The sequence below is a fragment of the Pseudomonas sp. TE3644 genome, assembly GCF_056278815.1.
Genome location: NZ_JBWBQF010000001.1, coordinates 6999993 through 7026836, shown reverse-complemented (window position 1 = coordinate 7026836; position 26844 = coordinate 6999993). Strand labels below are relative to the sequence as shown.

The window sequence follows — 26844 nt, the reverse complement described above, 5'->3', positions numbered from 1 at the left end:
CACGCTGTCGGCGCTGGGCGTATGCCTTGCGTCGACGGCCAGGCTTGCACTGGACGGCTTTTGACTTGCGGCTTGCAGCTTAAAGCTTGCAGCTGCCCGGAGGGCCTATGAGCTACGTGATCGACCGACGCCTGAATGGCAAGAACAAGAGCACGGTGAACCGCCAGCGATTTTTGCGGCGCTACCGTGACCACATCAAGAAAGCGGTGGAGGAGGCCGTCAGCCGTCGCTCCATCACCGACATGGAACACGGCGAACAGATCAGTATCCCCGGCCGCGACATCGACGAGCCGGTGCTTCACCATGGCCGCGGCGGCAAACAGACCGTCGTGCACCCCGGCAACAAGGAATTCACGGCAGGCGAACACATTGCCCGGCCCCAGGGTGGCGGCGGCGGTGGCAAGGGCCCAGGCAAGGCCGGCAACTCCGGCGAAGGCATGGACGAGTTCGTCTTCCAGATCACCCAGGAAGAATTCCTGGAATTCATGTTCGAAGACCTCGAACTGCCCAACCTGGTGAAACGCAACCTCAGCGGCACCGACACCTACAAAACGGTACGCGCGGGCATCAGCAACGAAGGCAACCCGTCGCGCATCAACATCATCCGCACCCTGCGCTCGGCCCACGCCCGGCGCATTGCCCTGTCAGGCAGCAGCCGCGCCAAACTGCGTGAGGCCAAGGCTGAACTTGAGCGCCTGCGACGGGAAGAACCGGACAACTTCGGCGATATCCAGGAAATGGAGGCCGAAATCGAACGCCTCAGCGCACGCATCCACCGGGTGCCGTTCCTCGACACCTTCGACCTCAAATACAACCTGCTGGTCAAACACCCTAACCCCAGCTCCAAGGCGGTCATGTTCTGCCTGATGGACGTCTCGGGCTCCATGACCCAGGCCACCAAGGACATCGCCAAGCGCTTCTTCATCCTGCTGTACCTGTTCCTGAAGCGTAACTACGACAAGATTGAAGTGGTGTTTATCCGCCACCACACCAGCGCCCGCGAAGTGGACGAGGAAGAGTTTTTCTATTCCCGCGAAACCGGCGGCACCATCGTCTCCAGCGCCCTGAAGCTGATGCAGGAGATCATGGCCGAGCGCTACCCCACCAACGAGTGGAACATCTACGCCGCCCAGGCTTCGGACGGTGACAACTGGAACGACGATTCGCCCATCTGCCGCGAGATCCTGACCAAGCAGATCATGCCGTTCGTCCAGTACTACACTTATGTTGAGATCACCCCACGCGAACATCAGGCATTGTGGTTTGAGTACGAACGCATTGGCGAGGCTTTCGCCGATACCTTCGCCCAGCAGCAGCTGGTGTCGGCCGGGGATATCTATCCGGTCTTCCGTGAACTCTTCCAGCGCAGGTTAGTGACATGACCGCTAGAGAGCAGAAACGCCAACCCCTGTCCACGGGCTCCGAGTGGACCTTCGAACTGATCCAGGCCTACGACCGGGAAATCAGCCGTATTGCCGAGCGTTATGCGCTGGATACCTACCCCAACCAAATCGAGGTGATTACCGCTGAACAGATGATGGACGCCTACGCCTCGGTAGGCATGCCCCTGGGCTACCATCACTGGTCGTACGGCAAGCACTTCCTCAGTACGGAAAAGTCGTATACACGTGGCCAGATGGGCCTGGCGTACGAGATCGTGATCAACTCCGACCCTTGCATCGCGTATCTGATGGAAGAAAACACCATCTGCATGCAGGCGCTGGTGGTGGCCCACGCCTGCTACGGGCACAACAGTTTCTTCAAGGGAAACTACCTGTTCCGCACCTGGACGGACGCCAGCTCGATCATCGATTACCTGGTGTTCGCCAAGCAGTACATCATGCAGTGCGAGGAGCGCCACGGCATCGATGCGGTGGAAGACCTGCTCGACTCCTGCCACGCCCTGATGAACTACGGCGTGGACCGCTACAAACGGCCCTACCCCATTTCTGCCGAGGAAGAACGGCGGCGCCAGAAGGACCGCGAAGAGCACCTGCAGAAACAGATCAACGACCTGTGGCGCACCATCCCGAAAAGCGCCGACAAGAACAGCGAACGCGACAACGCACGCTTCCCGGCCGAACCGCAGGAGAACATCCTCTACTTCATCGAGAAGCACGCCCCGCTGCTGGAACCCTGGCAGCGCGAGGTGGTGCGCATCGTGCGCAAGATCGCCCAGTACTTCTACCCGCAGCGCCAGACCCAGGTGATGAACGAAGGTTGGGCGACGTTCTGGCACTACACGCTGATGAACGACCTGTACGACGAAGGGCTGGTGACCGACGGCTTCATGATGGAATTCCTGCAGTCGCACACCAGCGTGGTGTTCCAGCCCGGCTTCGACAGCCCCTACTACAACGGCATCAACCCCTACGCCCTGGGCTTTGCCATGTACCGCGACATCCGCCGCATGTGCGAAGAGCCAACCGATGAAGATCGCCACTGGTTCCCCGACATTGCCGGCGGAGATTGGTTATCTACTATCAAGTTCGCCATGACCAGCTTCAAGGACGAAAGCTTTATCCTGCAGTACCTGTCGCCCAAGGTGATCCGCGACCTGAAGCTGTTCAGCATCATGGACGACGACCAGCGCGACGACCTGCTGGTGCCCGCCATCCACGACGAGGGCGGCTATCGCACCATCCGCGAAACCCTGGCCGCCCAGTACAACCTGGGCAACCGCGAACCCAACGTGCAGATCTACAGCATCGACCGCCGCGGCGACCGCTCGCTGACCCTGCGCCACCAACAGCACGACCGCAAACCCTTGGGCGAGTCCACCGATGAAGTGCTCAAGCACCTGCATCGGCTGTGGGGCTTCGATATCCACCTGGAAACCCTGCAGGGGGACCAAGTGATGAAAACCCACCACGTCCCCCCAAAGACGGAACACAGCGAAGGTGACTACGGGCGCCTTGACCTCGCTGTCGTTCACCTCTAGCCAAGGCGCCGAACCTCCGCAGGCCCGGACAGGTTATCCTGTCGGGCCTACGGAGGTTTTTTCATGCAGATTTACAAAGTCGGCGGCGCGGTCCGCGACCGTCTTCTGGGCCGTACCGTCACTGACATCGACTGGGTGGTGGTGGGCGCCACCACCGAGCAGATGCTCGCCTTGGGCTACCGCCCCGTGGGCGCCGATTTCCCGGTATTCCTGCACCCCACGACGGGCGAGGAATACGCTTTGGCGCGCACCGAACGCAAGAGCGGGCGTGGCTATGGCGGCTTTGTGTTTCACGCCAGCCCGGACGTGACCCTGGAGCAGGACCTGATCCGTCGCGACCTGACCATCAATGCCATGGCCGAGGATGATGACCAACAACTCTTCGATCCGTACGGTGGCCAGAAAGATCTCGAAGACCGAATTTTACGCCATGTTTCCCCGGCGTTCGCCGAAGATCCTCTTCGCGTACTACGCGTAGCGCGATTCGCGGCGCGCTACGCCGAACTTGGCTTCACGGTGGCACCCGAAACCCTGGCACTGATGCGCGAGCTGAGCGAATCGGGGGAGCTTGAGGCACTGACACCCGAGCGCAGCTGGAAAGAGATTTCCCGTGCCCTGATGGAGAATCAGCCGAACGTGTTCGTGCAAGTGCTGCAGGACTGCGGCGCGCTGAACGTACTGATGCCCGAAGTGGCCACGGTCGACCTTGAGCCACTGGCTCAGGCTGCGCACCATGAACAACCATTGACCGTGCGCTGGGCCTGCCTGGTGGGCGGGTTGGGCAAGGCAATCAACGAACGCTTCAAAGTGCCACGCGATTGCCAGGAACTGGCGATGTTGGTGGGGCAGTACGGCGAGGACGGGCAGCGCGCGCTGGAACTGTCAGCCGAGCGACTGCTGGAATTGCTGCACAGCTTCGACGTGTACCGACGGCCACAGCGGTTCGAGGAATTCATCAAGGTGGGTGAGATGAAGTCGCTTGGGCAGGCGCAAGGGGACTACCTGCGCGGTGCGGCCGATGCGGCGCGTGGGGTGGCGGTGAAACCGCTGGTTGAGGCCGGCTTCACCGGCCAGCAGCTGGGCGAAGCGCTGAAGGCAGAACGCCTGAAGGCCCTGCAAACCTACAAAGCCACCGCAACCTGACGTAGCCGCTGCCGCCAGGCTGCGCTGGCCAGCGTTCCAACGCTGAAATCACCTGCAACCGAAGGGCCAGCGCAGCCTGGCGGCAGCGGCTACAGGGCTGCTGTCAGCTGCTGCCCGCGCCACTGGAACGGCACCGGCGCCAACACCTGATCAATCTGCGCTTCGGCCCACACCTGCGCCATGGGCTTGCCCACACCCGGATGCAGCACATCCGGCGCAATCAACGCCAACGGCCACAGCACGAAGGCGTTCTTCAAGATCTCCGCACGTGGCAGGACCAAGCCATCGAAATTGCCAACCAGATCACCGTACATCAGCACATCGATATCCAGCGGCAACCCCTTGCGCTCCGGCGCATAGCGGCCGTTGTCCGCTTCGATGAACTTCAACCGCCGGTCCAGTTCGATCAACGGCAGGTCGGTCAGCGCGCTCACCACCAGGTTGAAGAACGGCCCACTCTTGATGCCCACCGGCTGGCTTTCGAACACCGCCGAGCAGTGCATGTCCTGGACGAAACCCGCCAAGGCTTCGAGGCCCGCACACAGGTGGGCTTCGCGGTCGATGTTGCTGCCCAGGCCCAGGTAGATCCGTGTCAGCGACATCCGCGCTCGATCTCCACGCCAACACCCTTGGCAGCCGCTACGGCGCCAGGCTTGGTCAACTTGAGGTGCAGCCAGGGGATGTTGAATTCACTCATCAGCACCTGCGCCAGGCGCTCGGCGAAGGTTTCCACCAGTTGGAACTGGCTGGCCTCGGCAAACGCCTGGATGCGCGTGGAGACACTGGCGTAATCCAGCGCCAGGCTCAGGTCATCGCCTGCGGCAGCCGGGCGGTTGTCCCAGGCAAAACTCAGGTCCAGACGCAGGCACTGACGAATGCCGCGCTCCCAGTCATAGGCACCGATCACGGTGTCGACTTCCAGACCCTCGATAAACACTCTGTCCAAGCACTTCTCTCCGCAGCACGACAAGGGCGCAATGCGCCGTTAGAATCAGGGGCGTCCTCGCCCGGAATAGTTAGCATGTTTTGGTTACTGGCGATTCTCGCCTACCTGCTCGGCTCGCTGTCCTTCGCCATTGTGCTTAGCCGCGTGACCGGCAACCCCGACCCGCGCATGAGCGGCTCCGGCAATGCCGGCGCCACCAACATGCTGCGCCTGGCCGGCAGGAAGCTCGCCATCCTCACCCTGCTGGGCGACGTGTGCAAGGGCCTGCTGCCGGTGCTGGTGGCACGCCTGGCAGGGCTTGAGCTGCAAGACCAGGCCTGGATAGGCCTGTGCGCCGTGCTCGGCCACATGTTCCCGGTGTACTTCCGCTTCCAGGGCGGCAAGGGTGTCGCCACCGCCGCCGGCATGATCCTGGCCCTGTACCCGCCCGCCGCACTGCTGGCGGTGGCCGTATGGGGCCTGACCTTCTACCTCACCCGCACCAGTTCCCTGGCTTCGCTGATCGCCACGCCCCTGACCCTGCCATTGCTGGCCTGGCAGGAGCCCCAGGCGCTGCTGCCGATGAGCGTGCTCACGCTGCTGATCGTCTGGCGCCACCGCGGCAATCTACGCGACCTGTTCGCCGGTCGCGAACGGCATTTCTGATCGACGGCAAAAGCCGCGCTCATCACAACGGCTGCAACTGCTCCATCGGCCAGCGCGCCTGCACGCTGATGGCCAGGCTTTCGTGCTGGCCGGCCTGCAGACGCTGGCAACCGGCATAGGCGATCATCGCGCCATTGTCGGTGCAGAACTGCGGACGCGCGTAGAACACCTGCCCGTTGAACTCGCCCAGCATGCTGTCCAGCGACTCGCGCAGGGCCTTGTTGGCGCTTACGCCACCGGCGATCACCAGGCGGTTCATGCCGGTCTGCTTGAGGGCACGACGGCACTTGATGGTCAGAGTGTCCACCACGGCCTGCTGGAACGCCAGCGAGATGTCGCTACGAGTCTGATCACTGTCGTCCCCGGCGGCCTGGCACTGCTGCCAGGTGTTCAGGGCCGAGGTTTTCAGGCCGCTGAAGCTGAAGGTCAGCCCTGGGCGATCGGTCATCGGCCGCGGGAAAGTGAAGCGCCCCGCCACCCCTTGGGCAGCCATGCGCGCAATCTCCGGACCACCCGGGTAATTGAGGCCGATCATCTTCGCCGTCTTGTCGAAGGCTTCGCCGGCGGCATCGTCCAGGGTCTCGCCCAGCAGCTCGTATTGGCCGATGCCATCCACGCGCACCAGCTGCGTATGGCCACCGGAAACCAACAAAGCGACGAACGGGAACTGTGGCGGTTGCGCCTCCAGCATCGGCGCCAGAAGATGGCCTTCCATATGGTGCACGCCCAGCGCCGGGATACCCCAGGCAAACGCCAGGGCCTGGGCACAGGAAGCCCCTACCAGCAGGGCCCCGACCAGGCCGGGGCCCGCGGTATAGGCGATGGCGTCAATCTCGGTGGCCACGCAGCCGGCTTCGGCCAGCACCTGGCGAATCAGGGGCAGCATGCGCTTGACGTGGTCGCGCGAGGCCAGCTCCGGCACTACCCCGCCATAGGCGCGGTGCAGGTCGATCTGGCTGAACAGCGCATCGGCCAAAAGGCCGCGTTCACTGTCGTAGAGGGCGACGCCGGTTTCGTCGCAGGATGTTTCCAATCCCAGTACTAACATGGGTCATGGCCTTGTTGAGGCTGAATTCGAAGGCGCGCATGATAGTCGCCACTCAGTGCCCCGGCCAGCGGTTTTCGATCAGAGGCTTTGCATTCCGGGCTGCTAAGGGTTAACATCCGCAACCCTTAAAAACCGACGTACTTCAGCGCATGTTTTTGCCATTGGCACGTCGATCCCGGTAATGAATGAAGGTAGCTCTAGATGCCAGCCGTCAAAGTTAAAGAGAACGAACCCTTCGACGTAGCTCTGCGTCGTTTCAAGCGCTCCTGCGAAAAAGCCGGTGTACTGGCTGAAGTTCGTAGCCGCGAATTTTACGAGAAGCCGACTTCCGAGCGTAAGCGCAAAGCAGCTGCTGCTGTTAAGCGTCACGCCAAGAAAGTTCAGCGCGAACAGCGCCGCGCCGTTCGTCTGTACTAATACAGACAGCGTCGCAAGCTTCTGCCTCGCCCGGCCCACAGCCGGGCTGCCGGCAGTTGTTGCTGTTGCAAGAGCCGTTGTTGCAACACCCCGTTCAGGCTTTGCCCGAGCGGATGCCTAGGTCGCCTTGTGCACCGAAGCAACCTGCCTGAAACGTCAGAGCTGGCCTCATCGCCAGAGTGCACGTCAGAACTGACGAGCCTTCACCGGCTGCAGACGAGCACACCCCCTTTTTTCCTGTTTCAAACGTCCCGCTTCGACACCAGCCCCGGCTGATCGGATGCGACGCCGTTTCCGACAAACAAACAGGAAGGTGCAGGCCAGCAGCGCGGCCGGCACACGGTTACACTGCTGCAACGCTTCCTAGCCTGATGATGAGAGAACCATGGCCGGGCTGATTCCCCAGGGCTTCATTGACGACCTTCTGAACCGCACCGACATCGTCGACGTGGTGACTTCGCGCGTCCAGATGAAAAAGGCCGGCAAGAACTACTCCGCCTGCTGCCCGTTCCACAAGGAAAAGACCCCCTCCTTCACCGTCAGCCCCGACAAGCAGTTCTACTACTGCTTCGGCTGCGGCGCCGGCGGCAACGCCCTCGGCTTCATCATGGACCACGACAACCTGGATTTCCCCCAGGCCGTGGAAGAGCTGGCCAAGGCCGCCGGCATGGAAGTGCCCCGCGAGGAAGGCGGGCGTGGCCACAAGCCGCGGCAACCCACCGACTCGCCGCTGTACCCGCTGCTGACCGCCGCGGCCGAATTCTACCGCCAGGCGCTCAAGGGCCACCCCGCGCGCCGGGCCGCCGTGGACTACCTGAAGGGCCGCGGCCTGTCGGGCGAGATCGCCCGCGACTTCGGCCTGGGCTTCGCCCCGCCAGGCTGGGATAACCTGTTCAAGCACCTGGCCAGCGACCCCCTGCAACAAAAGGTGATGATCGACGCCGGCCTGCTGATCGAGAACGCCGACTCCGGCAAGCGCTACGACCGCTTCCGCGACCGGGTGATGTTCCCCATCCGCGACAGCCGCGGCCGGGTGATCGCCTTCGGCGGCCGGGTACTGGGCGACGACAAGCCCAAGTACCTGAACTCCCCGGAAACCCCGGTGTTCCACAAGGGCCAGGAGCTATACGGCCTGTTCGAGGCGCGCAAGCACAACCGCAACCTCGACGAGATCATCGTGGTCGAGGGCTACATGGACGTCATCGCCCTGGCCCAGCAAGGCCTGCGCAACGCCGTGGCAACCCTGGGCACGGCCACCAGCGAGGAACACCTCAAGCGCCTGTTCCGCGTGGTGCCCAGCGTGCTGTTCTGTTTCGACGGTGACCAGGCCGGTCGCAACGCCGCCTGGCGCGCCCTGGAAGCGGCATTGCCAAGCCTGCAGGATGGCCGCAAGGCGCGCTTCCTGTTCCTGCCCGAAGGTGAAGACCCGGACACCCTGGTTCGCGCCGAAGGCACCGATGCCTTCAAGGCCCGTATCAACCAGCACGCACAGCCGCTGGCCGACTACTTCTTCCAGCAACTGACCGAAGAAGCCGACCCGCGCTCGCTGGAAGGCAAGGCGCACATGGTCACGCTGGCGGCGCCGCTGATCGACAAGGTGGCCGGCGCCAACCTGCGTCAGCTGATGCGCAACCGCCTCAGTGAAATCACCGGGCTGAGTGGCGAAGCCGTCAAACAGATGGCCCAGAGTGCCCCGGCCGAGGCGCCGCCGCCCAGCTACGATCCAGGCTTCGACTACGATTCGGTGCCCGACTACACGCCTGACTACAGCGATTTCCACCAACAGCACGCGCCCCAGGAATTCCAGCCGCAACAGCAGCAGGCCTGGACACCCAACAAGGGCGGCGGCAAGAAAGACTGGAAAGGCAACAAGGACTGGAAGGGCAAGGGCGGGCGCAATTTCGAACCACGGGTGCCGCCGCGCGTGCCGACGTCGGTGGAACCACCGACCCTCAGCGCTCTGCGTACCCTGCTGCATCATCCGCAATTGGCCGAGAAGGTAGAGAGCACCAGCCATTTTGCCGACGAAGAGCATACCTACTCGCAGCTGCTGGTAGCCCTGCTCGAAGCCTTGCAGAAGAATCCTAAGCTACGCTCTCTACAGTTGATTGCGCGCTGGCACGGCACCGAACAGGGTCGCCTGCTGCGCGTGCTGGCCGAGAAAGAATGGCTGATCGAGGCCGATAACCTTGAACAACAGTTTTTCGACACCATAACTAGCCTGACCGCCCGCCAACGCGAGCGACGCCTGGAACGCCTGTTGCTCAAGGCCAGGCAGGGTGAATTGAGCGATGAGGAGAAAAATCAGCTTCTCCAGCTGTTAACTCGCAATGTTCACGCACAAACCCCGACCTCAACTGGCGCGTGAGGTCCTAGCTCGGGTATAATCCTCGGCTTGTTTTTTGCCCGCCAAGACCTTCAGTGGATAGGGTGTTATGTCCGGAAAAGCGCAACAGCAGTCTCGCATCAAAGAGTTGATCACCCGCGGTCGTGAGCAGGGCTACCTGACTTACGCGGAGGTCAACGACCACCTGCCAGAGGATATTTCAGATCCGGAGCAGGTGGAAGACATCATCCGCATGATCAACGACATGGGGATCAACGTATTCGAGAGTGCTCCGGATGCGGATGCCCTTTTGTTGGCCGAAGCCGATACCGACGAAGCAGCAGCTGAAGAAGCCGCCGCAGCGTTGGCGGCCGTGGAGACCGACATCGGTCGCACCACCGACCCAGTGCGCATGTACATGCGTGAAATGGGTACGGTCGAGCTTCTGACCCGCGAAGGCGAAATCGAAATCGCCAAGCGTATCGAGGAAGGCATCCGTGAAGTGATGGGCGCAATCGCGCACCTTCCCTGGCACGGTCGACTACATCCTCGGCGAATACGATCGCGTCACCAGCGAAGGTGGCCGCCTGTCCGACGTTCTGAGCGGTTATATCGACCCGGACGACGGCATTGCGCCGCCGGCCGAAGTCCCGCCGCCAATCGACCCGAAGGCTCCGGCCAAGGCCGAGTCTGACGACGAAGACGAAGAGAGCGACTCCAGCGACGACGAGGAAGAGGCCGAAAGCGGTCCGGACCCAGTCGTGGCCGCACAGCGCTTCGGCGCCGTGTCCGAGCAGTTGGACATCACCCTGAAGGCTTTGAAAAAGCACGGTCGCGACAGCAAGCAAGGCATTGCCGAGATGCTGGCCCTGGCCGAGCTGTTCATGCCGATCAAGCTGGTGCCCAAGCAGTTCGAAGTGCTGGTGGAGCGCGTTCGTGGCGCCCTGGATCGCCTGCGTCAGCAAGAGCGCGCCATCATGCAGCTGTGCGTGCGTGATGCCCGCATGCCGCGTGCCGACTTCCTGCGCCTGTTCCCGAGCAACGAAGTCGACATGACCTGGGCCGGTGACCTGGCCAAGCGCAGCACCAAGTGGGCCGAAGCACTGGGCCGCCTGAACGCTGACATCGTGCGTTGCCAGCAGAAGCTGGTCGACCTGGAGACCGAAACCGGTCTGACCATCGTCGAAATCAAGGACATCAACCGTCGCATGTCGATCGGTGAGGCCAAGGCCCGCCGCGCGAAGAAAGAGATGGTTGAAGCCAACCTGCGTCTGGTGATCTCGATCGCCAAGAAGTACACCAACCGTGGCCTGCAGTTCCTGGACCTGATCCAGGAAGGCAACATTGGCTTGATGAAGGCGGTGGACAAGTTCGAATACCGTCGCGGGTACAAGTTCTCGACGTACGCCACCTGGTGGATCCGTCAGGCCATTACCCGTTCGATCGCCGACCAGGCACGCACCATCCGTATTCCGGTGCACATGATCGAGACGATCAACAAGCTCAACCGCATTTCCCGCCAGATGCTGCAGGAAATGGGTCGCGAACCGACCCCGGAAGAGCTGGGCGAACGCATGGAAATGCCTGAGGACAAGATCCGCAAGGTACTGAAGATCGCCAAAGAGCCGATCTCCATGGAAACGCCGATCGGTGACGACGAAGACTCGCATCTGGGCGACTTCATCGAAGACTCCACCATGCAATCGCCGATCGACGTGGCGACCGTGGAAAGTCTGAAGGAAGCCACCCGCGAAGTACTCGGCGGCCTGACCGCACGCGAAGCCAAGGTGCTGCGCATGCGTTTCGGCATCGACATGAATACCGACCACACGCTGGAAGAGGTTGGTAAGCAGTTCGATGTAACCCGTGAGCGGATTCGTCAGATCGAAGCCAAGGCACTGCGCAAGCTGCGCCACCCGACGAGAAGCGAGCACCTGCGCTCCTTCCTCGACGAGTAACACCAAAACCCCCGGCCCTGCCGGGGGTTTTGCATTCTGGCGCCGAAACCGCGTCGCCTGCATCGCGGCCAAGGCCGGCTCCTACGCCGTACGTGGTAGGAGCCGGCCTTGGCCGCGATGCAGACGACGCCGTTTCAGGACAGTTGCTGCCACAGGCTCCCTGCTATCTCGCCCATGCCGTCTACACTCGAAGGATCCCTTCCGGCGTAACGAGGCCCTCATGCGCGTGCTGCTTTTGCTGCTCCTGCTGTGTTGGACAGCAACAGCCGATGCCCTCAACCTGACCGATCAGGAACGGGCCTGGCTCAAGGATCATCCCGAGCTGCGCCTGGGCGTGGATGCGTCGTGGCCGCCCTTCGAGTTTCGCGATGAACAAGGCGTGTACCAAGGCCTGGCCGCCGACTACATCCATCAAATCCAGCAAACCCTGGACGTCAGCCTCAAACCCATCGAACCCATCAGCTGGTCTGAAGTACTGAAACTGGCCCAGAAAGGCCAGATCGACCTGCTGCCCGGCATCATGTCCACGCCCGACCGCCAGACGTACATGGCCTTCACCCGCCCATACCTGGACTTCCCGATTGTTATCCTGGCCCGTAAAGACGGCGCCCAGCCACACAACCTGGAAGACCTGTACGGGCTGAAAGTGGCCGTGGTGGAAAACTATGCCCCTCATGAGCTGCTGCGCACCCACCACCCCGACCTCAACCTGGACCCGCTGCCCAACGTCAGCTCCACCCTGGAAGCCCTGGCTACCGGGCAAGTCGACGCCGTAGTGGGCGACCTTGCCTCCGCGGTATGGAGCCTGCGCCAGCTAAAGCTGCAAGGCATCTACGTCAGCGGGGAAACGCCTTATCGCTATCAGCTGGCCATGGGCGCGCCCATGGATGAGAAAATCCTGGTGGATATCCTCGACAAGGCCTTGGCCAGCATACCCTCCTCCACCATCAGCCAGATTCAGGAGCGCTGGGTGGGCCAGGTAATCGACCGTCGGCCGCTGTGGCGCGACTATCTGATCTACGGCTTGCCGGCCCTGCTGCTGGTGCTGGGCATATTGGCCATCGTGCTTCGGGTCAACCGCCGCCTGAGTTCGGAAATATCCCGGCGCATCGCTTTGGAGCAGGAGCTGCGCAGTAGCGAGTACCATTACCGCAGCCTGGTGGAAAGCCTGTCGGCCATTGCCTGGGAAGCGCGCACCAGCGATTTCACCTACAGCTACGTGTCGCCCCATGCCGAACCGTTGCTGGGCTACCCCCTGACCCAATGGCTGCAGCCCGGTTTCTGGCGCAGCATCCTGCACCCCGAAGACGCGGCCCGCACGCAGGCTTACTGCAATACCGAGACTGAATTGGGCCATGATCACACGGTCGACTACCGCGTGATCGCCGCTGACGGCCGACACCTGTGGGTGCGGGACATCGTCAGCATGATCCGCCAGGGCCACCAACCGATCATGCGCGGGCTGATGATCGACATCAGCGAAATGAAGCGCACCGAAGAAGCCTTGCGCCGGTCCGAGCAAAAGTTCGGCTCGGTGTTCCGCCAGTGCCCTGACATCCTGGTGATCGCCCGCCTCAGCGACGGCTGCCTGCTGGAGGTGAACAAAGCCTTCGAAGAGCAGATCGGCCTATACGCCACCGACGTGGTAGGCCGCACCGCCACCGAGCTGGACATATGGGGTATTCAGGGCGTGGGTGCAGGGCTGTTGCAGCGTCTGCAGGCCGGCAGCATCCGCAATCTGGAAATGCCCTTTCGCCGCAGCAACGGCCAACTGTTTACCGGCCTGATCTCGGCCGAGCCCTTCCAGTTGGACACCGTGCCTGCGCTGGTGGTCGTGGTGCGCGACATCAGCGAGCTGAAGGAAACCCAGCAGAAGCTGCAAATCAGCGAGGAAAAATTCGCCAAGGCCTTCCACGCCTCCCCCGATGGCATGCTACTGAGCCGCCAGAGTGACGGCCTGCTGCTGGAGGTCAACGAAGGCTTCAGCCACATCAGCGGCTACCCCAGCAGCGTTACCATCGACCGCTCCACCCTGGACCTGGGCTTGTGGGTAGACCTCAACGAGCGCAAGCGCCTGCTGGATATCCTGGAGCGCGACGGCTTCGTGCGTGATTTCAGCTGCCTGTTCCGCCGCAGCGACGGCGCCATTCGCCTGTGCGAAGTATCCAGCCGCCCGCTGCCCATCGGCGGTGAGCCGTGCATGCTGACCATCGCCCGGGACATCACCGACCGCCAGCAAATGCAGGAAAAACTGCTGCTGGCCGCCACCGTCTTCGAAAGCACCGCCGAGGGCGTGCTGATTACCGACACCCGCCAGCGCATCACTGCCGTCAACCGCGCCTTCAGCGAAATCACCGGCTACAGTGAAGCCGAAGCCTTGGGCGCCACGCCCACCTTGCTGGCTTCGGGGCAACATGACAGCGCCTTCTACGTTGCCATGTGGCACCGCCTGACCTGCGAAGGGCATTGGCAGGGCGAGATCTACAACCGTCGCAAGAACGGCGAGCTGTACCCCAGCTGGCTGACCATCAGCGCGGTGCGCAACACCGAGCAGGCGCTGACCCATTTCGTCGCAGTGTTTGCTGACATCTCCAGCCTCAAGCATGCCCAGGCACGGCTGGACTACCAGGCCCACCATGACCCGCTGACCGGGCTGCCCAACCGCACGCTGTTCGAAAGCCGCCTGCAAGCCTCGTTGAGCCGCGAACACGATGACAGCGGCCAGGGCGCCGTGCTGTTCCTGGACCTGGACCGCTTCAAGCACATCAACGACAGCCTCGGTCACCCGGTAGGCGACCTGCTGCTCAAGGGCATTGCCGTGCGGCTCAAAGAGCAGGTGCGCGACATCGACACCGTGGCCCGCCTGGGCGGTGACGAATTCATCATCCTGCTGCCCGGCCTGCAGCAGGCCTCGGACGCCGAACACATCGCCAACAAACTGCTGACCTGCTTCCAGGCGCCCTTCCAGGCCGGCGAGCACGAGTTCTTCACCAGTGCCAGCATCGGCACCAGCCTTTACCCCCAGGACGGTACCGACGTGGCGACGCTGATCAAGAACGCCGATGCCGCCATGTACCGCTCCAAAGCCAAGGGCCGCAACCGCGTCGAATCCTACACCCGCGACCTGACCGCCCAGGCCAGCGAACGCGTGGCCTTGGAGCACGAACTGCGTCGCGCCATCGAGCGCAACGAACTGAGCCTGGCCTACCAGCCCAAATTCAGCCTGCGCGATCACAGCCTGGTAGGCGCCGAAGCCCTGATCCGCTGGAACCACCCCACCTTCGGCGAAGTGCCGCCCGAACGCTTCATCCAGCTGGCCGAAGAAAACGGCACCATCCTGCAGATCGGCGACTGGGTGCTGGACCAGGCCTGTCAGCAGTTGCAGCAATGGCATCGACGCTACGAGGACTTCGGCCCGTTGTCAGTCAACCTGGCCGGCGGCCAGCTACGCCAGCCCAACCTGCTCAGGCGCATTGAACAACTGCTGCGCGACCACCGGCTGGCCCCCGGGCTGCTGCAACTGGAGATCACCGAAAACTTCATCATGAGCCAGGCCGAAGAAGCGCTGGCAGTGCTGCACCAGCTCAAACGCCTGGGTGTGCAACTGGCCATCGACGACTTCGGCACCGGCTACTCCTCGCTCAGCTACCTCAAGCGCCTGCCGCTGGACATCCTCAAGATCGACCAATCGTTCGTGCGCGGCCTGCCCGCCGACACCCACGATGCCGCCATCGTGCGCGCCATCATCGCCCTGGGCCGCAGCATGCAACTGACGGTGATCGCCGAAGGTGTGGAAAACAAGGCGCAGCAGCAATTCCTGGCCGAAGAGGGCTGCGAACAGGTGCAGGGGTTCATCTTCAGCGTGCCCCTGAGCCCCGGCGAATTCGCCAGTTCCTTCCTTCGTACAAGGGTTTCCGACTTTTCGGATGGCACTGTTGATAAACCGTCGTTATAATCCGCGACCTACTGGGGGCCTATAGCTCAGTTGGTTAGAGCAGGGGACTCATAATCCCTTGGTCGCAGGTTCGAGTCCTGCTGGGCCCACCATCTTTGAAAGCCGCGCTGATTGCGCGGCTTTTTCGTTTTTACCAGCCCCCGTAGCCGCTGCCGCCAGGCTGCGCTGGCCCTCGTGTTCGCTGCAGATCCCCGGTGTATGCGAGGGCCAGCGCAGCCTGCGGCAGCGGCTACAGCCGTTTGAAGGCGCGACCGGTTTTCGTCAGCGCCTGCTCAAGCGTCAACGGCGGCACCCACCCCAATAGCCGCCGCGCCTTGCTTGAGTCCACCTGCAACGACGCACACAGGGTGACGTACATGTTCTGCCGCCCTGCCAACTTCGCGCCCCAGCGCATCAAGGCATCAGGCACCGGCACCAGCCGCGCAGTGCGGCCCATGCTGGCAGCCAGGTAGCGGACGATCTGCGCCGTGGATGCGTCTTCGCCATCGGAAATCAGGAACAGTTCGTTGCCGGCAGCCGGGTGGTGAGTGCATAGCACAATGAAGTCCACCAGGTTCTCCAGCGCCACCATGCTGCGCCGGTTATCCAGCGCCCCGAAGGGCAGCGGTAAACCCGAATCCACCAGTTTCAGCAGCCGCGGGAAGTTGCGCCGGGCGTGGGCGGCATAGATCAAGGGTGGGCGAATGATGACCACGTCCATGGAGGTGTCCCGCACCAGCGCACGCAACGCTTCTTCGGCCTCGAACTTGGAGCGGGCGTAGTCACCGTCCGGCACGGGCTGCGAGGATTCATCGAACGGCGTACCCGTGGTAAACGAGCCGTTGACGCCCACCGAGCTGATGAAGATCAGGCGCCGCACACCGGCCGCCAGGGCCTGACGTGCCAAGCTCAAGGTGCCTTCCAGATTGGTACGGCGGTATTCGGCCAAGGGGTCGGGGCTGGTGTCGCTGGCCAGGTTGAGGCGCGCGGCAATGTGCACCACCACCTCGATACCCTGCAGGGCTGCAGTCCAGTCAGTGTCCCCGCCAATATCACCCATCGCGACCAAGGGGATGGCGCCGGGCGTGGCCGGCAGCGAGCGGCAGGTGCCCAGCACCTGGGTATCTGCCTGCGCTGCAAGCGCCTGGCAGACGGCCTGGCCGAGAAAACCGGTGGCGCCGGTGACAAGTAGTTTCATGGCTGGCGGGGCCTCGTGGGGCGCGGGCGGTTGCTGTGCAGCATAGCCGTGGATCCGCGCAAATGTTCACGACCGCCCGTGACGGAAACAGTTACACTTGTGCCGTTCCATCCTTTTTTGTTTCGGAAAAAGAAGTCGGTCAAAAACCGACGCGGTCGCGCCACTGTAGTCGGCTCCACGCCGTAAGCCAGACCTTTTCCCGACCTATTCACCGTAGCGGGGACGCGTAATCCCCAGAGGTAATCATGGCCTATAGTGCTGCTTCGCAATCCGATGTCTCGATCCCGACCATTCCCCTGGGCGAAATTCTGCCCTGGGCGATCTTTGGCGGCCTGCTGCTGATGCTGGCGATCTACTTCGTCGGCGCCGAGCAAGGCGCAACCGCGCTGTTCAAAGGCATGTACGTTCACGAATTCGTGCACGACGGTCGCCACCTGCTGGGCTTCCCCTGCCACTGATCTCTTCGAGGTGTTTCACATGACTGGTCGTTTACTCGTCAGGGGCATGCTCGTCGGTCTGATAGCCGGCATCCTCGCCTTTGGCTTTGCCAAGGTATTCGGTGAGCCGCAGGTTGATCGCGCCATCGCCTTCGAAGAACACATGTCGCACATGCACGGCGACGCCGAAGAACCCGAGCTGGTCAGCCGCGAAGTGCAAAGCACCTTCGGCCTGCTAACGGGCGTGGTGGTGTACAGCGTGTCGCTGGGCGGCATCTTTGCGCTGGTGTTCGCCTACTCCCTGGGCCGCATCGGCAAGGTCGGCCCGCGTGGTTTGTCGGCACTGTTGGCGCTGGCTGCCTTCGTGGTGCTGATTCTGGTGCCGGAACTCAAATACCCGGCCAACCCGCCGTCGGTCGGCAACCCCGACACCATCGGCCTGCGTACCCAGGTGTTCTTCCTGATGCTGCTGGTGTCGGTGGTGGCGGCCGTCATCGCCATCAATGCTGCGCGCAAGATCGCCTTCCGTTCGGGCGCCTGGGCCGGTGCCATTGCCGGCGTGGCGCTGTATGTGGTGATCATGGCGGTGGCTGGCACGCTGTTCCCCACCATCAACGAAGTGCCGGCGCACTTCTCCGCCGACCTGCTGTGGAAATTCCGCACCTCGTCGCTGGGCATCCAGGTGGTGCTGTGGACCAGCCTGGGCCTGATCTTCGGGCCAGTGGCCGAACGCCTGCTGCAACCTGCACGCGGCTACGCCCACGCCTGAGGCAGCCGCCCCAGAGGAAAAACCGCGCCCCGGCGCGGTTTTTTTATGGTCCTGGAGGGAACATGCGGATATGCCCACACGCTTTTGATGCCGAACATGCAAGGCTGGCAACGCCAGTCCGACAGGCCATGGAACGTTGCAGCAAATGCAGCAGCAAGTCTCTTGAAACCGCGTTGCCTGCATCGCGACTAAAGTCGGCTCCTACCCCGTCCGTGGTAGGAGCCGGCCTTGGCCGCGATGCAGACGCCGCCGGCCTGTAGCAGCTGCCGAAGGCTGCGTCGGGCTCACGCGGTGCATCAGTTGTACCGCAGCGCCTGTGACGCGACCTGGCGGCCGCTGCTACAGGGGATCGCGTCGCCCGGATCCTGTAGCAGCTGCCGAAGGCTGCGTCTTGCGCCCCACAGTGCATCAGACATTGCGCGGCGTCGGTGACGCGACCTGCCGGCCGCTGCCACAGGAGTGATGCAACGCCGTCCGTGGCAGGAGCCGGCCTTGGCCGAGATGCAGGCGCCGCCGTCCTGCAGCAGCAACTGTCTTTGTGGGAGTGGGCTCTGCCCGCGAAAAACACGCCGCGGTGCGTCAGGAAGTCCGCGTTACCTTCTTCGCGGGTAGAACCCGCTCCCACAGTGAACGGTGTAGCAAGCTGCCGAAGGCTGCGCCGGGCTCACGCAGTGCTCCAGTTGTACCGCAGTGCCTGTGACGCGGCCTAGCGGCCGCTGCTACGGGCTCCCCAACAAATCTCCCCCCCAAGTGTTTACCTTCCCACGACAGTTGCTGCTGCATCTATTGAAACGTGCCATAGCCTGATGGGCCTGCGTTGTCCTTTTCTGGACAGTGAGCCGATTAGCTGCCTTAATCGGCTCACGAAATGAGCCGATCAGGCTTTTTATTCGGCTCATAAGGAACAGCCTCACCGGCCCTGCAGCATCATGACCGACTCCCGCACCCTGCCCCTCGACACCCTCGACCACCAACTCATCGCCGCCCTGCAAATCAACGCCCGCGAGAGCGTGGCCGTGCTCGCCCGCCAGTTGGGCATTGCCCGCACCACGGTTACCTCGCGCCTGGCGCGCCTGGAAAAGGCCAAGGTCATCACCGGCTACGGCGTGCGCCTGGGCCAGCGCCTGGCCGATGGCGGCCTGCAAGCCTACGTGGGCATCACCGTGCAGCCGCGCTCGGGCAAGGAAGTGGTACGCCGCTTGAGCGCCATGGCCCAAGTGCAGCAATTGTGCGCAGTGAGCGGCGAGTTCGACTACGTGGCGTGGCTACGCACCGACTCGCCGGAGCAGCTGGACCAGTTGCTGGACCAGATCGGCAGCGTGGACGGCGTCGAGAAAACAACCACCTCGATCATCCTCAGCAGCAAGGTCGACCGCGGGCAGGCGATTTGACGTACATCGTCGTCACTTTGTAGGGTATTAGGTCATTACGACGGCAGTCTGCTTCTTAATTACGACAGGGCCCCTCCCTAAAATGGCTGGCATTCCTTTCCTATACTGAAAGATTCGCTCAGTAGCCGCCCATAAGGCCCGCCATGACTCAGCACAACCGCCACCCCGCCGACGGCAAGAAGCCTGTCACCATCTTCGGCCCGGACTTCCCTTTCGCCTTTGACGACTGGATCGAACACCCCGCCGGCCTGGGGCTGATCCCCGAGGAAAATCACGGCGCCGAGGTGGCGATTGTCGGTGCCGGCATCGCTGGCCTGGTGGCGGCCTATGAACTGATGAAAATGGGCCTCAAGCCGGTGCTCTACGAAGCCTCGAAAATGGGTGGGCGCCTGCGTTCCCAGGCGTTCGAGGGCACTCAGGGCATTGTCGCCGAGTTGGGCGGCATGCGTTTTCCGGTGTCATCCACCGCTTTCTATCATTACGTGGACAAACTGGGCCTTGAGACCAAGCCTTTCCCCAACCCGCTGACCGCCGCCTCCGGCAGCACCGTCATCGACCTGGAAGGCCAGACCTATTACGCCCGCTCCATCGCCGACCTGCCCGCGCTGTTCCAGGAAGTGGCCGACGCCTGGGCCGATGCCCTGGAAGCCGGCGCTCAGTTCAAAGAGATCCAACAAGCCATCCGCGACCGCGACGTGGTGCGCCTGAAACAACTGTGGAACACCCTGGTGCCACTGTGGGACGACCGCACCTTCTACGACTTCGTCGCCACCTCGAAAGCCTTCGCCAAGCTGTCCTTCCACCACCGCGAAGTGTTCGGCCAGGTGGGTTTCGGCACCGGCGGCTGGGATTCGGACTTCCCCAATTCGATGCTGGAAATCCTGCGGGTGGTGATGACCAACTGTGATGACCACCAGCACCTGGTGGTGGGCGGCGTCGAGCAGGTACCCCTGGGCATCTGGCGCCACGTGCCGGAACAATGCGCACACTGGCCCGCAGGCACCAGCCTCAGTTCCCTGCACCACGGCGCGCCCCGGTCCGGGGTGAAGAAAATCGCCCGCGCCGCCGACGGCCGCTTCGCCGTCACCGACACCTGGGGCGATACCCGCCACTACGCGGCCGTGCTCGCCACCTGCCAGAGCTGGTTGCTGACCACCCAGATCGAGTGTGAAGAGTCACTGTTCTCTCAAAAGATGTGGATGGCCCTGGACCGCACCCGGTACATGCAGTCGTCCAAGACCTTCGTGATGGTCGACCGGCCTTTCTGGAAAGACAAGGACCCGGTCACCGGCCGCGACCTGATGAGCATGACCCTCACCGACCGCCTGACCCGTGGCACTTACCTGTTCGACAACGGTGACGACAAGCCCGGGGTGATCTGCCTGTCGTACTCGTGGATGAGCGACGCCCTGAAGATGCTGCCGCACCCGGTGGAAAAGCGCGTGAAACTGGCGCTGGACGCACTGAAGAAGATCTACCCCACCGTGGACATCGCCGGGCACATCATCGGCGACCCTATTACCGTGTCCTGGGAAGCCGACCCGCACTTCCTCGGCGCATTCAAGGGCGCCCTGCCCGGCCATTACCGTTACAACCAGCGCATGTACGCGCATTTCATGCAGCACGACATGGCCGACGAGCACCGGGGCATTTTCATTGCCGGTGACGACGTGTCCTGGACGCCTGCATGGGTAGAGGGCGCGGTGCAGACCTCATTGAACGCGGTTTGGGGCATCATGAAACACTTCGGTGGTCGCTGCCATCCGGATAACCCGGGGCCGGGTGATGTGTTCAATGAGATCGGCCCGATCGCCCTCGCCGAATAAGGACTGCCCATGAAACTTGCGCTGTACCAGTGCCAACCCCGCCCCGAAGCCGTCATCGATAACCTGGCGCGCCTGCAAACCCAGGTGCGGGTGGCCAAGGCCCAGGGCATCGAGCTGTTGGTGTTCCCGGAGATGTTCCTGACCGGCTACAACATTGGCAGCGACGCCGTGCAGCGGCTGGCGGAAACGGCGGACGGCCCCTCGGCCAACGTGATTGCCGGCATTGCCCAGGCCCACGGCGTGGCCATCGCCTATGGCTACCCCGAACGCGCCGCAGACGGTCAGGTGTACAACAGCGCGCAACTGTTCGATGCCCAGGGCATCAGCCGCCTCAATTACCGCAAGACCCACCTGTTTGGTGAGCTTGACCGTGCCATGTTCAGCCCCGGCGGCGACCAGTTCCCGGTGGTGGAACTCAACGGCTGGCAGGTGGGCATGCTGATCTGCTACGACCTGGAGTTCCCGGAAAACGCCAGAAGGTTGGCTCTGGCCGGGGCCGATCTGATCCTGGTACCCACCGCCAATATGCTGCCATACGAGTTTATTGCCGACGTGACAGTGCGCAGCCGCGCCTTCGAGAACCAGTGCTTCGTTGCCTACGCCAACTACTGCGGTGCGGAGGGCACAATCCAGTATTGCGGCCTCAGCAGTGTGGCCGGGCCAGACGGCTCGCGGCCTGCCTTGGCGGGCACGCAGCCCGCCCTGGTCAGCGCTGATCTGAGCCGCGATGCGTTGTTGCAAGTACGCCGCAATTACGACTACCGCCAGGATCGCCGCCCTGCGCTGTATCGTTCAATTTGCGATCAGTAGTCAATATCCCGCCATGGCCGAAGCCCTCATTCATAGGGCTTCGTTTTTTTGGCGTCGGTAAATATTCCACCCATCCCACACCCGCCCGCCGCCCTGCAAGGCCCATAGGCCGCCGCCCCCAGCAAATACAGGGGCCTTGGCCGGTAAGGCAGACAAAATCCGGTCATTTGCGATCACTGGGCTGAAAACGCAAGCAAATAGCCAGCGTCAACTTTCCTACCTTCATATAAATCAATAAGTTAAATAGCCAAGACGCCATTCAAACCCCTCCCTTCACTTTTTTTGACAAAAGCGATTGACAGCCCGAAGCAGACAGCCGATATATCTCTCTACCCACCGCCAAAAAGTTGTGGGCCGAGCCGCTTCAAAGAAGGTGGCCGCCGCGAAACCAGAAGTATCTGAAAACAACTGCCAACACTTATTTATTTCCGTGGCCCGACACTTTCGGGTCTGTATGGGTTTTTGACATTGCATTGTCCACCAAGCTTGTTTTCACGAGCGGGCGGTAGCTTTGTCCAACGATAAACAACTTTCGAGTGGGCCGTAACTGTCGGACCTGGCGGTAGCTTTGCCGAACGAAAGTTGAAATTACCTGTGTCGACGTCCTGCCTTCGCGACCCTCCCAATAAAAAATCGCAGCGAGTCTGTTGCCATGTCGTCTCTTATCGATGTTGATGAAGCCACCTCGACACGCCTGGTCAATGACATGAACCGCCAGGGCTTTGCCGTGCTCGAACATGCGCTGGACGAGGCGGCGCTGCTGGAGTTGCGGGCCTATGTCGACCAGCAGGCTGCCCGCCACAACAATCAATACTTCGCCTACCACGGCTACCCCGCACTGGCCGGCAGCCCCTTGGCCAAGCTGGGCAACACCCCGGCATTCAAAAGCCTGCTGGTGCGCCTGCATGCCAAGGGCCGCGGCCGCCCGGCTGCCAGCGACGAGATCTTTCCGGTGTTGCGCTGCGTGCAAGGCGGCACCGGCCGCAAGGAGTCCAACGCGTTCCACTACGACGCCACGCTGCTGACCCTGCTGATGCCCATCTTCACGCCCACCGAAGGCAGCGAGCGCGGCGACCTGATCCTGTTCCCCAACCTGCGCCGCACGCGCAGCTGGGTCATGATCAATGTACTGGAAAAGTTCATATTCCAGAATGCACTTTGCAGAAAGCTCATAAGTACATGTATTGATCGAGGTTTATTAAAACCGATCACCCTGCCGGTAGTACCCGGCAACGTTTACTTCTTCTGGGGTTATCGCTCGTTACATGCCAATCAACCCTGCGATCCGGCCTTCAGGCGCGCCACGGCGTTATTTCACTTCGGTGACCCGCACGCCGGCAGCTTTATAACGCGGTTGATATTGAAGCTTAACCAGCACCGCGCCCGAAAAGTTATCGCCCGTACCGATACCCCCCTGTCCTGAGTGTGCGCCTTGCCCCTGCGGCTTTTGCCGGGAGAACTCCATGATTAACGTGACCAAGTCTTATCTGGGCAATATCGACAAGTTCAAGGCGTACGTGGACCTGATCTACGCCTCGCACTGGATGACCAACCACGGCCCGCTGTGCTGCGAGCTGGAAGAACGCCTCAAGGACTACCTGGGCGTGCGCAACCTGATCCTCACCAACAACGGCACCCTGGCCCTGCAAGTGGCCTACCGGGCGCTGGGCTTGAGCGGCAGCGCGGTGACCACCCCGTTCAGCTTCGTGGCCACCAGCAGCACCCTGCAGTGGGAAGGCATCCGCCCGGTGTTCGCCGACATCGACCCGGCCACCTGGAACATCGACCCCGAGCAGATCGAGTCGCGCATCGGTTCCGACACCAGCGCCATCGTCGCCACCCACGTGTTCGGCAACCCCTGCGCGGTGGAGCGTATCGATGCCATCGCCAAGCGCCGCAACCTTAAAGTGGTGTACGACGGCGCCCACGCCTTCAGCGTGCGCCACGCCGGGCAGTCGGTGTTTAACTGGGGCGATGCGAGCACCCTGAGCTTCCACGCCACCAAGCTGTTCCACACCATCGAAGGCGGCGCCATCGTGGTACAGGACGACAACCTGGCCGCCGAGATCCGCAAGCTGTGCAACTTCGGCATTACCGGCGTGGACCGCATCGAAGGCCTGGGCACCAACGCCAAGCTCAATGAGTTTTCCGCGGCCATGGGCCTGTGCGTGCTGGACGATATCGAGCACATCCTGCAGCAGCGCGCCGAGATGGGTCATTACTACGAGCAGCGCCTGAACGGCTATGTCGACCTGCAGACTGTGCTTGCCGGCGACGACATCAATTACAGCTACTTCCCCGTGGGCCTGCAGAACCAGGCCGAGGCCCTGGCCGTGCGTGATGCCCTGCAAGCCCAGGGGATCAACCCGCGCCGCTACTTCTACCCGTCGCTGGACACCCTCGACTACCTGCAACCCCAGGCCGCGCAGCCGCATTCGCGCGGCTTGAGCCAGCGCATCCTGTGCCTGCCGATCTACCCGGGACTGGAGCGAAGCGTGCAGGACCAGGTGATCGACACCCTGCTGCGCCAGCGCGAGCAGCCCCAGGATGCGTCCCTGGCGCGCGCGGTATAACGGCGATGAAAAAGCGCTCGGTGGTGCACAACACCACGATCAGCTACCTGGGCCAGGCCTACGCGCTGCTGGTGGGCATCCTGATCATGCCGTTCTACCTCGGCCACCTGGGCGCCGAGGTGTACGGCCTGATCGGTTTCTACACCGTGCTGCAGGCCTGGTTGCAGTTGCTTGATGCCGGCATGTCGCCAGCGCTGGTGCGCGAGATCGCCCATCAGCAAGGCAAGGCCGACAGCCAGTACCTGTCCGGCTGGCTGCTGCGCTGCTTTGAATTGATCTTTCTGCCGCTGGCCCTGCTGTCGATGCTCGGCGTGTGGCTGGCCAGCCCGTGGATCGCCGGGCAGTGGCTGAACGCGCAACACCTGGCACCCGATACCCTGGCGCACTGCGTGGCGCTGATGGGGCCGCTGGTGGCCTGCCGGCTGTACGCCACGCTGTACAAAAGCGGGCTGCAAGGGCTGGAACTGCACGCCTGGCTCAACGGCGCCAACGTGCTGGTGGCCACCCTGCGCTACTTCGGCGGCCTGGCACTGGTGGCCTGGGTGTCCCAGGACCCGGTGGTGTTCTTCCAGTTCCAGGTGCTGGTGGCCGTGCTCGAAGCGCTGCTGTTCGCCGGCAAGGCCTGGCGCCGGCTGCCACCACCAGGCTGGCTGAGCGGCTTCAACTGGGCGCTGGTCAAGCCGGTGCTGCCGTTCGCTGCCAGCCTTTCAGGCAGCTCGGTGCTGTGGATTCTGCTGACGCAACTGGACAAGGTGCTGCTGTCCTCGGCCCTGACCCTGAAGGACTACGGCTACTTCTCGCTGGTGGCGCTGGTCAGCACCGGCATCGTCATGCTGATCAACCCGCTGGTGCAAACCCTGCTGCCGCGCATGACCGCCTTGATGGCCGAGGGTCGCGAAGCCGACATGCAGCGCCTGTACCTGGCCGCGCACCGCTTTGTCGCCACCTTCATCGTGCCCATGGCTGCCGTTATCGCCGTGCATGGCGGCGCACTGATCTACGCCTGGAGTGGTGATCGCCAGGCCGCCGAGTGGGTGGCGCCGATCCTGTTCTGGTACGCCCTGGGCAGCGCGATTCTCAGTCTGAGCGGCTTTCAGTTCTACCTGCAATACGCCCATGGGCGGATGCAACTGCACCTTTGGTACAGCCTGATCTCGGCGGCCATCACCGTACCCGTGCTGATCCTGGCCGTGCATTACCACGGCGCGCTGGGCGCCGCCATCGCCTGGTTTGCCCTGCGTCTGCTGTCGTTCGCCCTGTGGCCGGCCTTCATCCATCAGCGCCTGGCCCCCGGCCTGCAGGGCGCCTGGGTGCACGACGTGCTGCGCATCAGCCTGATGAGCGCCCTGGGCGTGCTGTTGACCCGGCCGCTGGTGCAGGCACTGAGCAGCGATAACCGCCTGCAAACGTTTCTGGCCCTGGCCCTGTGCGGGCTGATCACCCTGCTGCTGGTGGCAGGCAGCTACCGCCCCTTGCTGCAACGCGTGGTTTTGATCTTCAACCGGATGAGCACCCAACGATGAACAGCAGACCCGAAAGCGACATCACCCGAAACTGGGGCGCAACCCGCGAGCCCCTGCTGAGCATTGTCTGCCCCACCTATAACCATGTGAATTTCGTGGCCCAGACCCTGGACAGTTTCCTGGCCCAGCAAACCACCTTCCCGTTCGAGGTAGTGATCAACGACGACTGCTCCACCGACGGCACCACCGCCATCGTCGCCGATTACGCGCGCCGCTACCCGGGCATCATCCGCCCGCTGTTCCACACCGAAAACCAGTACCAGCAGGGCAGGCACCCCTGCCCCGAGCTGTTTCGCCTGTCGCGCGGCAAGTACATCGCCTTCTGCGAGGGCGACGACTACTGGACCGACCCGTTCAAGCTGCAGAAGCAGGTGGACTTCCTGGAAGGCCACCTGGACTACGTGATGACCTATCACGACGCCATCGCCTTCAACGAAACAGGCGTGCAGGGCGTGCAACTGGTCGGCAAGGGCCAGCGCGACGCCAGCAGCCTTGAGCTGATGAAGGGCCGGCCCATCTCCACCCTCACCACCTGCTGGCGCAACGTGCTGCACGAGTTGCCCCGCGAGCTGTCCAGCGCCCCGCTCAACGACCTGGTGTGGTGGGCGCTGCTGGGGGCCCACGGCAAGGGCAAGTACCTGGGCGACATCGCCCCGGCCGCCTACCGCGTGCACAGCGGCGGGGTGTTCTCCATGCGCTCGGACAAGAAAAAGCTGCAGATGACCCTGCACACCTACAGCGCCCTGGGCAATTACTACTTCCGCATCGGTAACCAGGCGCTGTACGAGCACTGCCTGGTGCAGGTGTTCGGCCTGGCCCTGTCGGCCATTTCACCGCTGCAGAAACTGCTGGCACTGGCGCTTGTAGCGCGCAACGTCAGCGTAAACCTGTTCCGCCGGGTCACCGCACCCGCGGCACGGGGCTGAAGTGCAACAGAGCAAGTGGACCGCCCTGCCCCG

20 protein-coding genes, 1 tRNA gene and 1 pseudogene are annotated in these 26844 nt (G+C 62.7%); 18 read left to right on the top strand and 4 right to left on the bottom strand.

Annotated elements, in window-relative coordinates; all coding sequences use genetic code 11:
• Positions 1-107: 107 nt before the first annotated feature.
• From ACZ9GA_RS31370 to ACZ9GA_RS31360, 3 genes are all read left to right on the top strand, one after another.
• Positions 108-1382, top strand: coding sequence for a YeaH/YhbH family protein (locus tag ACZ9GA_RS31370; protein ID WP_027980345.1), 1275 nt, complete (start codon positions 108-110; stop codon positions 1380-1382).
• Positions 1379-2941, top strand: a complete 1563-nt coding sequence (locus ACZ9GA_RS31365; RefSeq protein ID WP_457358225.1) for a SpoVR family protein — start codon at positions 1379-1381, stop codon at positions 2939-2941. Before ACZ9GA_RS31370 ends, ACZ9GA_RS31365 begins: the two co-directional genes overlap by 4 nt.
• A 63-nt stretch (positions 2942-3004) precedes the next feature.
• Positions 3005-4084 (top strand): tRNA nucleotidyltransferase/poly(A) polymerase-related protein, encoded by a 1080-nt coding sequence (locus tag ACZ9GA_RS31360; RefSeq protein ID WP_457358227.1) that lies wholly within the window; start codon positions 3005-3007, stop codon positions 4082-4084.
• 89 nt (positions 4085-4173) lie between these two features.
• On the opposite strand, the gene folK is transcribed toward ACZ9GA_RS31360, so the two are convergent.
• Together folK and folB are read right to left on the bottom strand one after the other, a co-directional pair.
• Complete coding sequence (gene folK, locus ACZ9GA_RS31355) at positions 4174-4686, bottom strand: 2-amino-4-hydroxy-6-hydroxymethyldihydropteridine diphosphokinase (RefSeq protein WP_457358229.1); 513 nt, start codon at positions 4684-4686, stop codon at positions 4174-4176.
• Positions 4677-5030: a dihydroneopterin aldolase gene (folB, locus tag ACZ9GA_RS31350; protein ID WP_027980341.1), complete on the bottom strand. Its 354-nt coding sequence runs from the start codon at positions 5028-5030 to the stop codon at positions 4677-4679. The genes folK and folB overlap by 10 nt, the downstream gene beginning before the upstream one ends.
• A gap of 75 nt (positions 5031-5105) precedes the next feature.
• Between folB and plsY the strand changes: the two genes are divergently transcribed.
• The gene (gene plsY / locus ACZ9GA_RS31345) at positions 5106-5675 is read left to right on the top strand and encodes a glycerol-3-phosphate 1-O-acyltransferase PlsY (RefSeq protein WP_457358231.1); all 570 of its coding nucleotides are present in this window, start codon (positions 5106-5108) and stop codon (positions 5673-5675) included.
• A gap of 22 nt (positions 5676-5697) precedes the next feature.
• Here plsY and tsaD read toward each other — a convergent pair whose 3' ends face one another.
• Complete coding sequence (gene tsaD, locus ACZ9GA_RS31340) at positions 5698-6723, bottom strand: tRNA (adenosine(37)-N6)-threonylcarbamoyltransferase complex transferase subunit TsaD (protein WP_457358233.1); 1026 nt, start codon at positions 6721-6723, stop codon at positions 5698-5700.
• A gap of 201 nt (positions 6724-6924) precedes the next feature.
• Here tsaD and rpsU point away from each other — a divergent pair, with 201 nt between their 5' ends.
• From rpsU to ACZ9GA_RS31315, 5 genes and pseudogenes are all read left to right on the top strand, one after another.
• On the top strand, positions 6925-7140 hold the full coding sequence (gene rpsU / locus ACZ9GA_RS31335; RefSeq protein WP_002551877.1) for a 30S ribosomal protein S21: 216 nt from the start codon (positions 6925-6927) through the stop codon (positions 7138-7140).
• A 385-nt stretch (positions 7141-7525) separates the two neighbouring features.
• Positions 7526-9508 carry a DNA primase gene (gene dnaG / locus ACZ9GA_RS31330; protein WP_457358235.1) on the top strand — a complete coding sequence of 661 codons (1983 nt, stop codon included), beginning with the start codon at positions 7526-7528 and terminating at the stop codon, positions 9506-9508.
• Positions 9509-9575: 67 nt separating this feature from the next.
• A pseudogene (gene rpoD / locus ACZ9GA_RS31325) lies at positions 9576-11424 on the top strand (RNA polymerase sigma factor RpoD).
• 220 nt (positions 11425-11644) lie between these two features.
• Positions 11645-15379, top strand: a complete 3735-nt coding sequence (locus ACZ9GA_RS31320; protein ID WP_457358239.1) for a bifunctional diguanylate cyclase/phosphodiesterase — start codon at positions 11645-11647, stop codon at positions 15377-15379.
• Between the two features lie 15 nt (positions 15380-15394).
• Positions 15395-15471, top strand: a tRNA-Ile gene (locus tag ACZ9GA_RS31315).
• 137 nt (positions 15472-15608) lie between these two features.
• Here ACZ9GA_RS31315 and ACZ9GA_RS31310 read toward each other — a convergent pair.
• On the bottom strand, positions 15609-16556 hold the full coding sequence (locus ACZ9GA_RS31310; protein WP_457358241.1) for an NAD-dependent epimerase/dehydratase family protein: 948 nt from the start codon (positions 16554-16556) through the stop codon (positions 15609-15611).
• A gap of 245 nt (positions 16557-16801) precedes the next feature.
• On the opposite strand from ACZ9GA_RS31310, the gene ACZ9GA_RS31305 reads away from it, so the two are divergent.
• The 9 genes from ACZ9GA_RS31305 to ACZ9GA_RS31265 all read left to right on the top strand — a co-directional run bounded on the left by ACZ9GA_RS31305 (position 16802) and on the right by ACZ9GA_RS31265 (position 26811).
• Entirely contained in the window at positions 16802-17014 is a 213-nt protein-coding gene (locus ACZ9GA_RS31305) for a CbtB domain-containing protein (RefSeq protein WP_027980335.1), read from the top strand.
• Between the two features lie 19 nt (positions 17015-17033).
• Entirely contained in the window at positions 17034-17762 is a 729-nt protein-coding gene (locus ACZ9GA_RS31300; protein WP_457358243.1) for a CbtA family protein, read from the top strand.
• A 929-nt stretch (positions 17763-18691) separates the two neighbouring features.
• Positions 18692-19153 (top strand): Lrp/AsnC family transcriptional regulator, encoded by a 462-nt coding sequence (locus tag ACZ9GA_RS31295; RefSeq protein ID WP_457358244.1) that lies wholly within the window; start codon positions 18692-18694, stop codon positions 19151-19153.
• Positions 19154-19296: 143 nt separating this feature from the next.
• Positions 19297-20979 carry a flavin monoamine oxidase family protein gene (locus ACZ9GA_RS31290; RefSeq protein ID WP_457358246.1) on the top strand — a complete coding sequence of 561 codons (1683 nt, stop codon included), beginning with the start codon at positions 19297-19299 and terminating at the stop codon, positions 20977-20979.
• A 9-nt stretch (positions 20980-20988) separates the two neighbouring features.
• Positions 20989-21789 carry a carbon-nitrogen hydrolase family protein gene (locus ACZ9GA_RS31285; RefSeq protein WP_457358248.1) on the top strand — a complete coding sequence of 267 codons (801 nt, stop codon included), beginning with the start codon at positions 20989-20991 and terminating at the stop codon, positions 21787-21789.
• A gap of 652 nt (positions 21790-22441) precedes the next feature.
• Complete coding sequence (locus ACZ9GA_RS31280; protein ID WP_457358249.1) at positions 22442-23212, top strand: hypothetical protein; 771 nt, start codon at positions 22442-22444, stop codon at positions 23210-23212.
• A gap of 40 nt (positions 23213-23252) precedes the next feature.
• Positions 23253-24362 carry a DegT/DnrJ/EryC1/StrS family aminotransferase gene (locus tag ACZ9GA_RS31275; protein ID WP_457358251.1) on the top strand — a complete coding sequence of 370 codons (1110 nt, stop codon included), beginning with the start codon at positions 23253-23255 and terminating at the stop codon, positions 24360-24362.
• A 5-nt stretch (positions 24363-24367) separates the two neighbouring features.
• On the top strand, positions 24368-25885 hold the full coding sequence (locus tag ACZ9GA_RS31270) for an oligosaccharide flippase family protein (RefSeq protein WP_457358253.1): 1518 nt from the start codon (positions 24368-24370) through the stop codon (positions 25883-25885).
• Positions 25882-26811 (top strand): glycosyltransferase family 2 protein, encoded by a 930-nt coding sequence (locus ACZ9GA_RS31265; protein ID WP_457358255.1) that lies wholly within the window; start codon positions 25882-25884, stop codon positions 26809-26811. The genes ACZ9GA_RS31270 and ACZ9GA_RS31265 overlap by 4 nt, the downstream gene beginning before the upstream one ends.
• The last annotated feature ends 33 nt before the right edge of the window (positions 26812-26844 follow it).

Bases quoted from the DNA above. Each gene is read 5' to 3' on its own strand.
- dnaG (WP_457358235.1), top strand. From the start codon at position 7,526: ATGGCCGGGCTGATTCCCCAGGGCTTCATTGACGACCTTCTGAACCGC.
- ACZ9GA_RS31265 (WP_457358255.1), top strand. From the start codon at position 25,882: ATGAACAGCAGACCCGAAAGCGACATCACCCGAAACTGGGGCGCAACC.
- folK (WP_457358229.1), bottom strand. From the start codon at position 4,686: ATGTCGCTGACACGGATCTACCTGGGCCTGGGCAGCAACATCGACCGC.
- ACZ9GA_RS31310 (WP_457358241.1), bottom strand. From the start codon at position 16,556: ATGAAACTACTTGTCACCGGCGCCACCGGTTTTCTCGGCCAGGCCGTC.
- ACZ9GA_RS31365 (WP_457358225.1), top strand. From the start codon at position 1,379: ATGACCGCTAGAGAGCAGAAACGCCAACCCCTGTCCACGGGCTCCGAG.
- ACZ9GA_RS31275 (WP_457358251.1), top strand. From the start codon at position 23,253: ATGATTAACGTGACCAAGTCTTATCTGGGCAATATCGACAAGTTCAAG.
- ACZ9GA_RS31270 (WP_457358253.1), top strand. From the start codon at position 24,368: ATGAAAAAGCGCTCGGTGGTGCACAACACCACGATCAGCTACCTGGGC.
- ACZ9GA_RS31295 (WP_457358244.1), top strand. From the start codon at position 18,692: ATGACCGACTCCCGCACCCTGCCCCTCGACACCCTCGACCACCAACTC.
- ACZ9GA_RS31285 (WP_457358248.1), top strand. From the start codon at position 20,989: ATGAAACTTGCGCTGTACCAGTGCCAACCCCGCCCCGAAGCCGTCATC.
- rpsU (WP_002551877.1), top strand. From the start codon at position 6,925: ATGCCAGCCGTCAAAGTTAAAGAGAACGAACCCTTCGACGTAGCTCTG.
- ACZ9GA_RS31320 (WP_457358239.1), top strand. From the start codon at position 11,645: ATGCGCGTGCTGCTTTTGCTGCTCCTGCTGTGTTGGACAGCAACAGCC.
- ACZ9GA_RS31300 (WP_457358243.1), top strand. From the start codon at position 17,034: ATGACTGGTCGTTTACTCGTCAGGGGCATGCTCGTCGGTCTGATAGCC.
- ACZ9GA_RS31290 (WP_457358246.1), top strand. From the start codon at position 19,297: ATGACTCAGCACAACCGCCACCCCGCCGACGGCAAGAAGCCTGTCACC.
- plsY (WP_457358231.1), top strand. From the start codon at position 5,106: ATGTTTTGGTTACTGGCGATTCTCGCCTACCTGCTCGGCTCGCTGTCC.
- ACZ9GA_RS31305 (WP_027980335.1), top strand. From the start codon at position 16,802: ATGGCCTATAGTGCTGCTTCGCAATCCGATGTCTCGATCCCGACCATT.
- ACZ9GA_RS31370 (WP_027980345.1), top strand. From the start codon at position 108: ATGAGCTACGTGATCGACCGACGCCTGAATGGCAAGAACAAGAGCACG.
- tsaD (WP_457358233.1), bottom strand. From the start codon at position 6,723: ATGTTAGTACTGGGATTGGAAACATCCTGCGACGAAACCGGCGTCGCC.
- ACZ9GA_RS31280 (WP_457358249.1), top strand. From the start codon at position 22,442: ATGTCGTCTCTTATCGATGTTGATGAAGCCACCTCGACACGCCTGGTC.
- ACZ9GA_RS31360 (WP_457358227.1), top strand. From the start codon at position 3,005: ATGCAGATTTACAAAGTCGGCGGCGCGGTCCGCGACCGTCTTCTGGGC.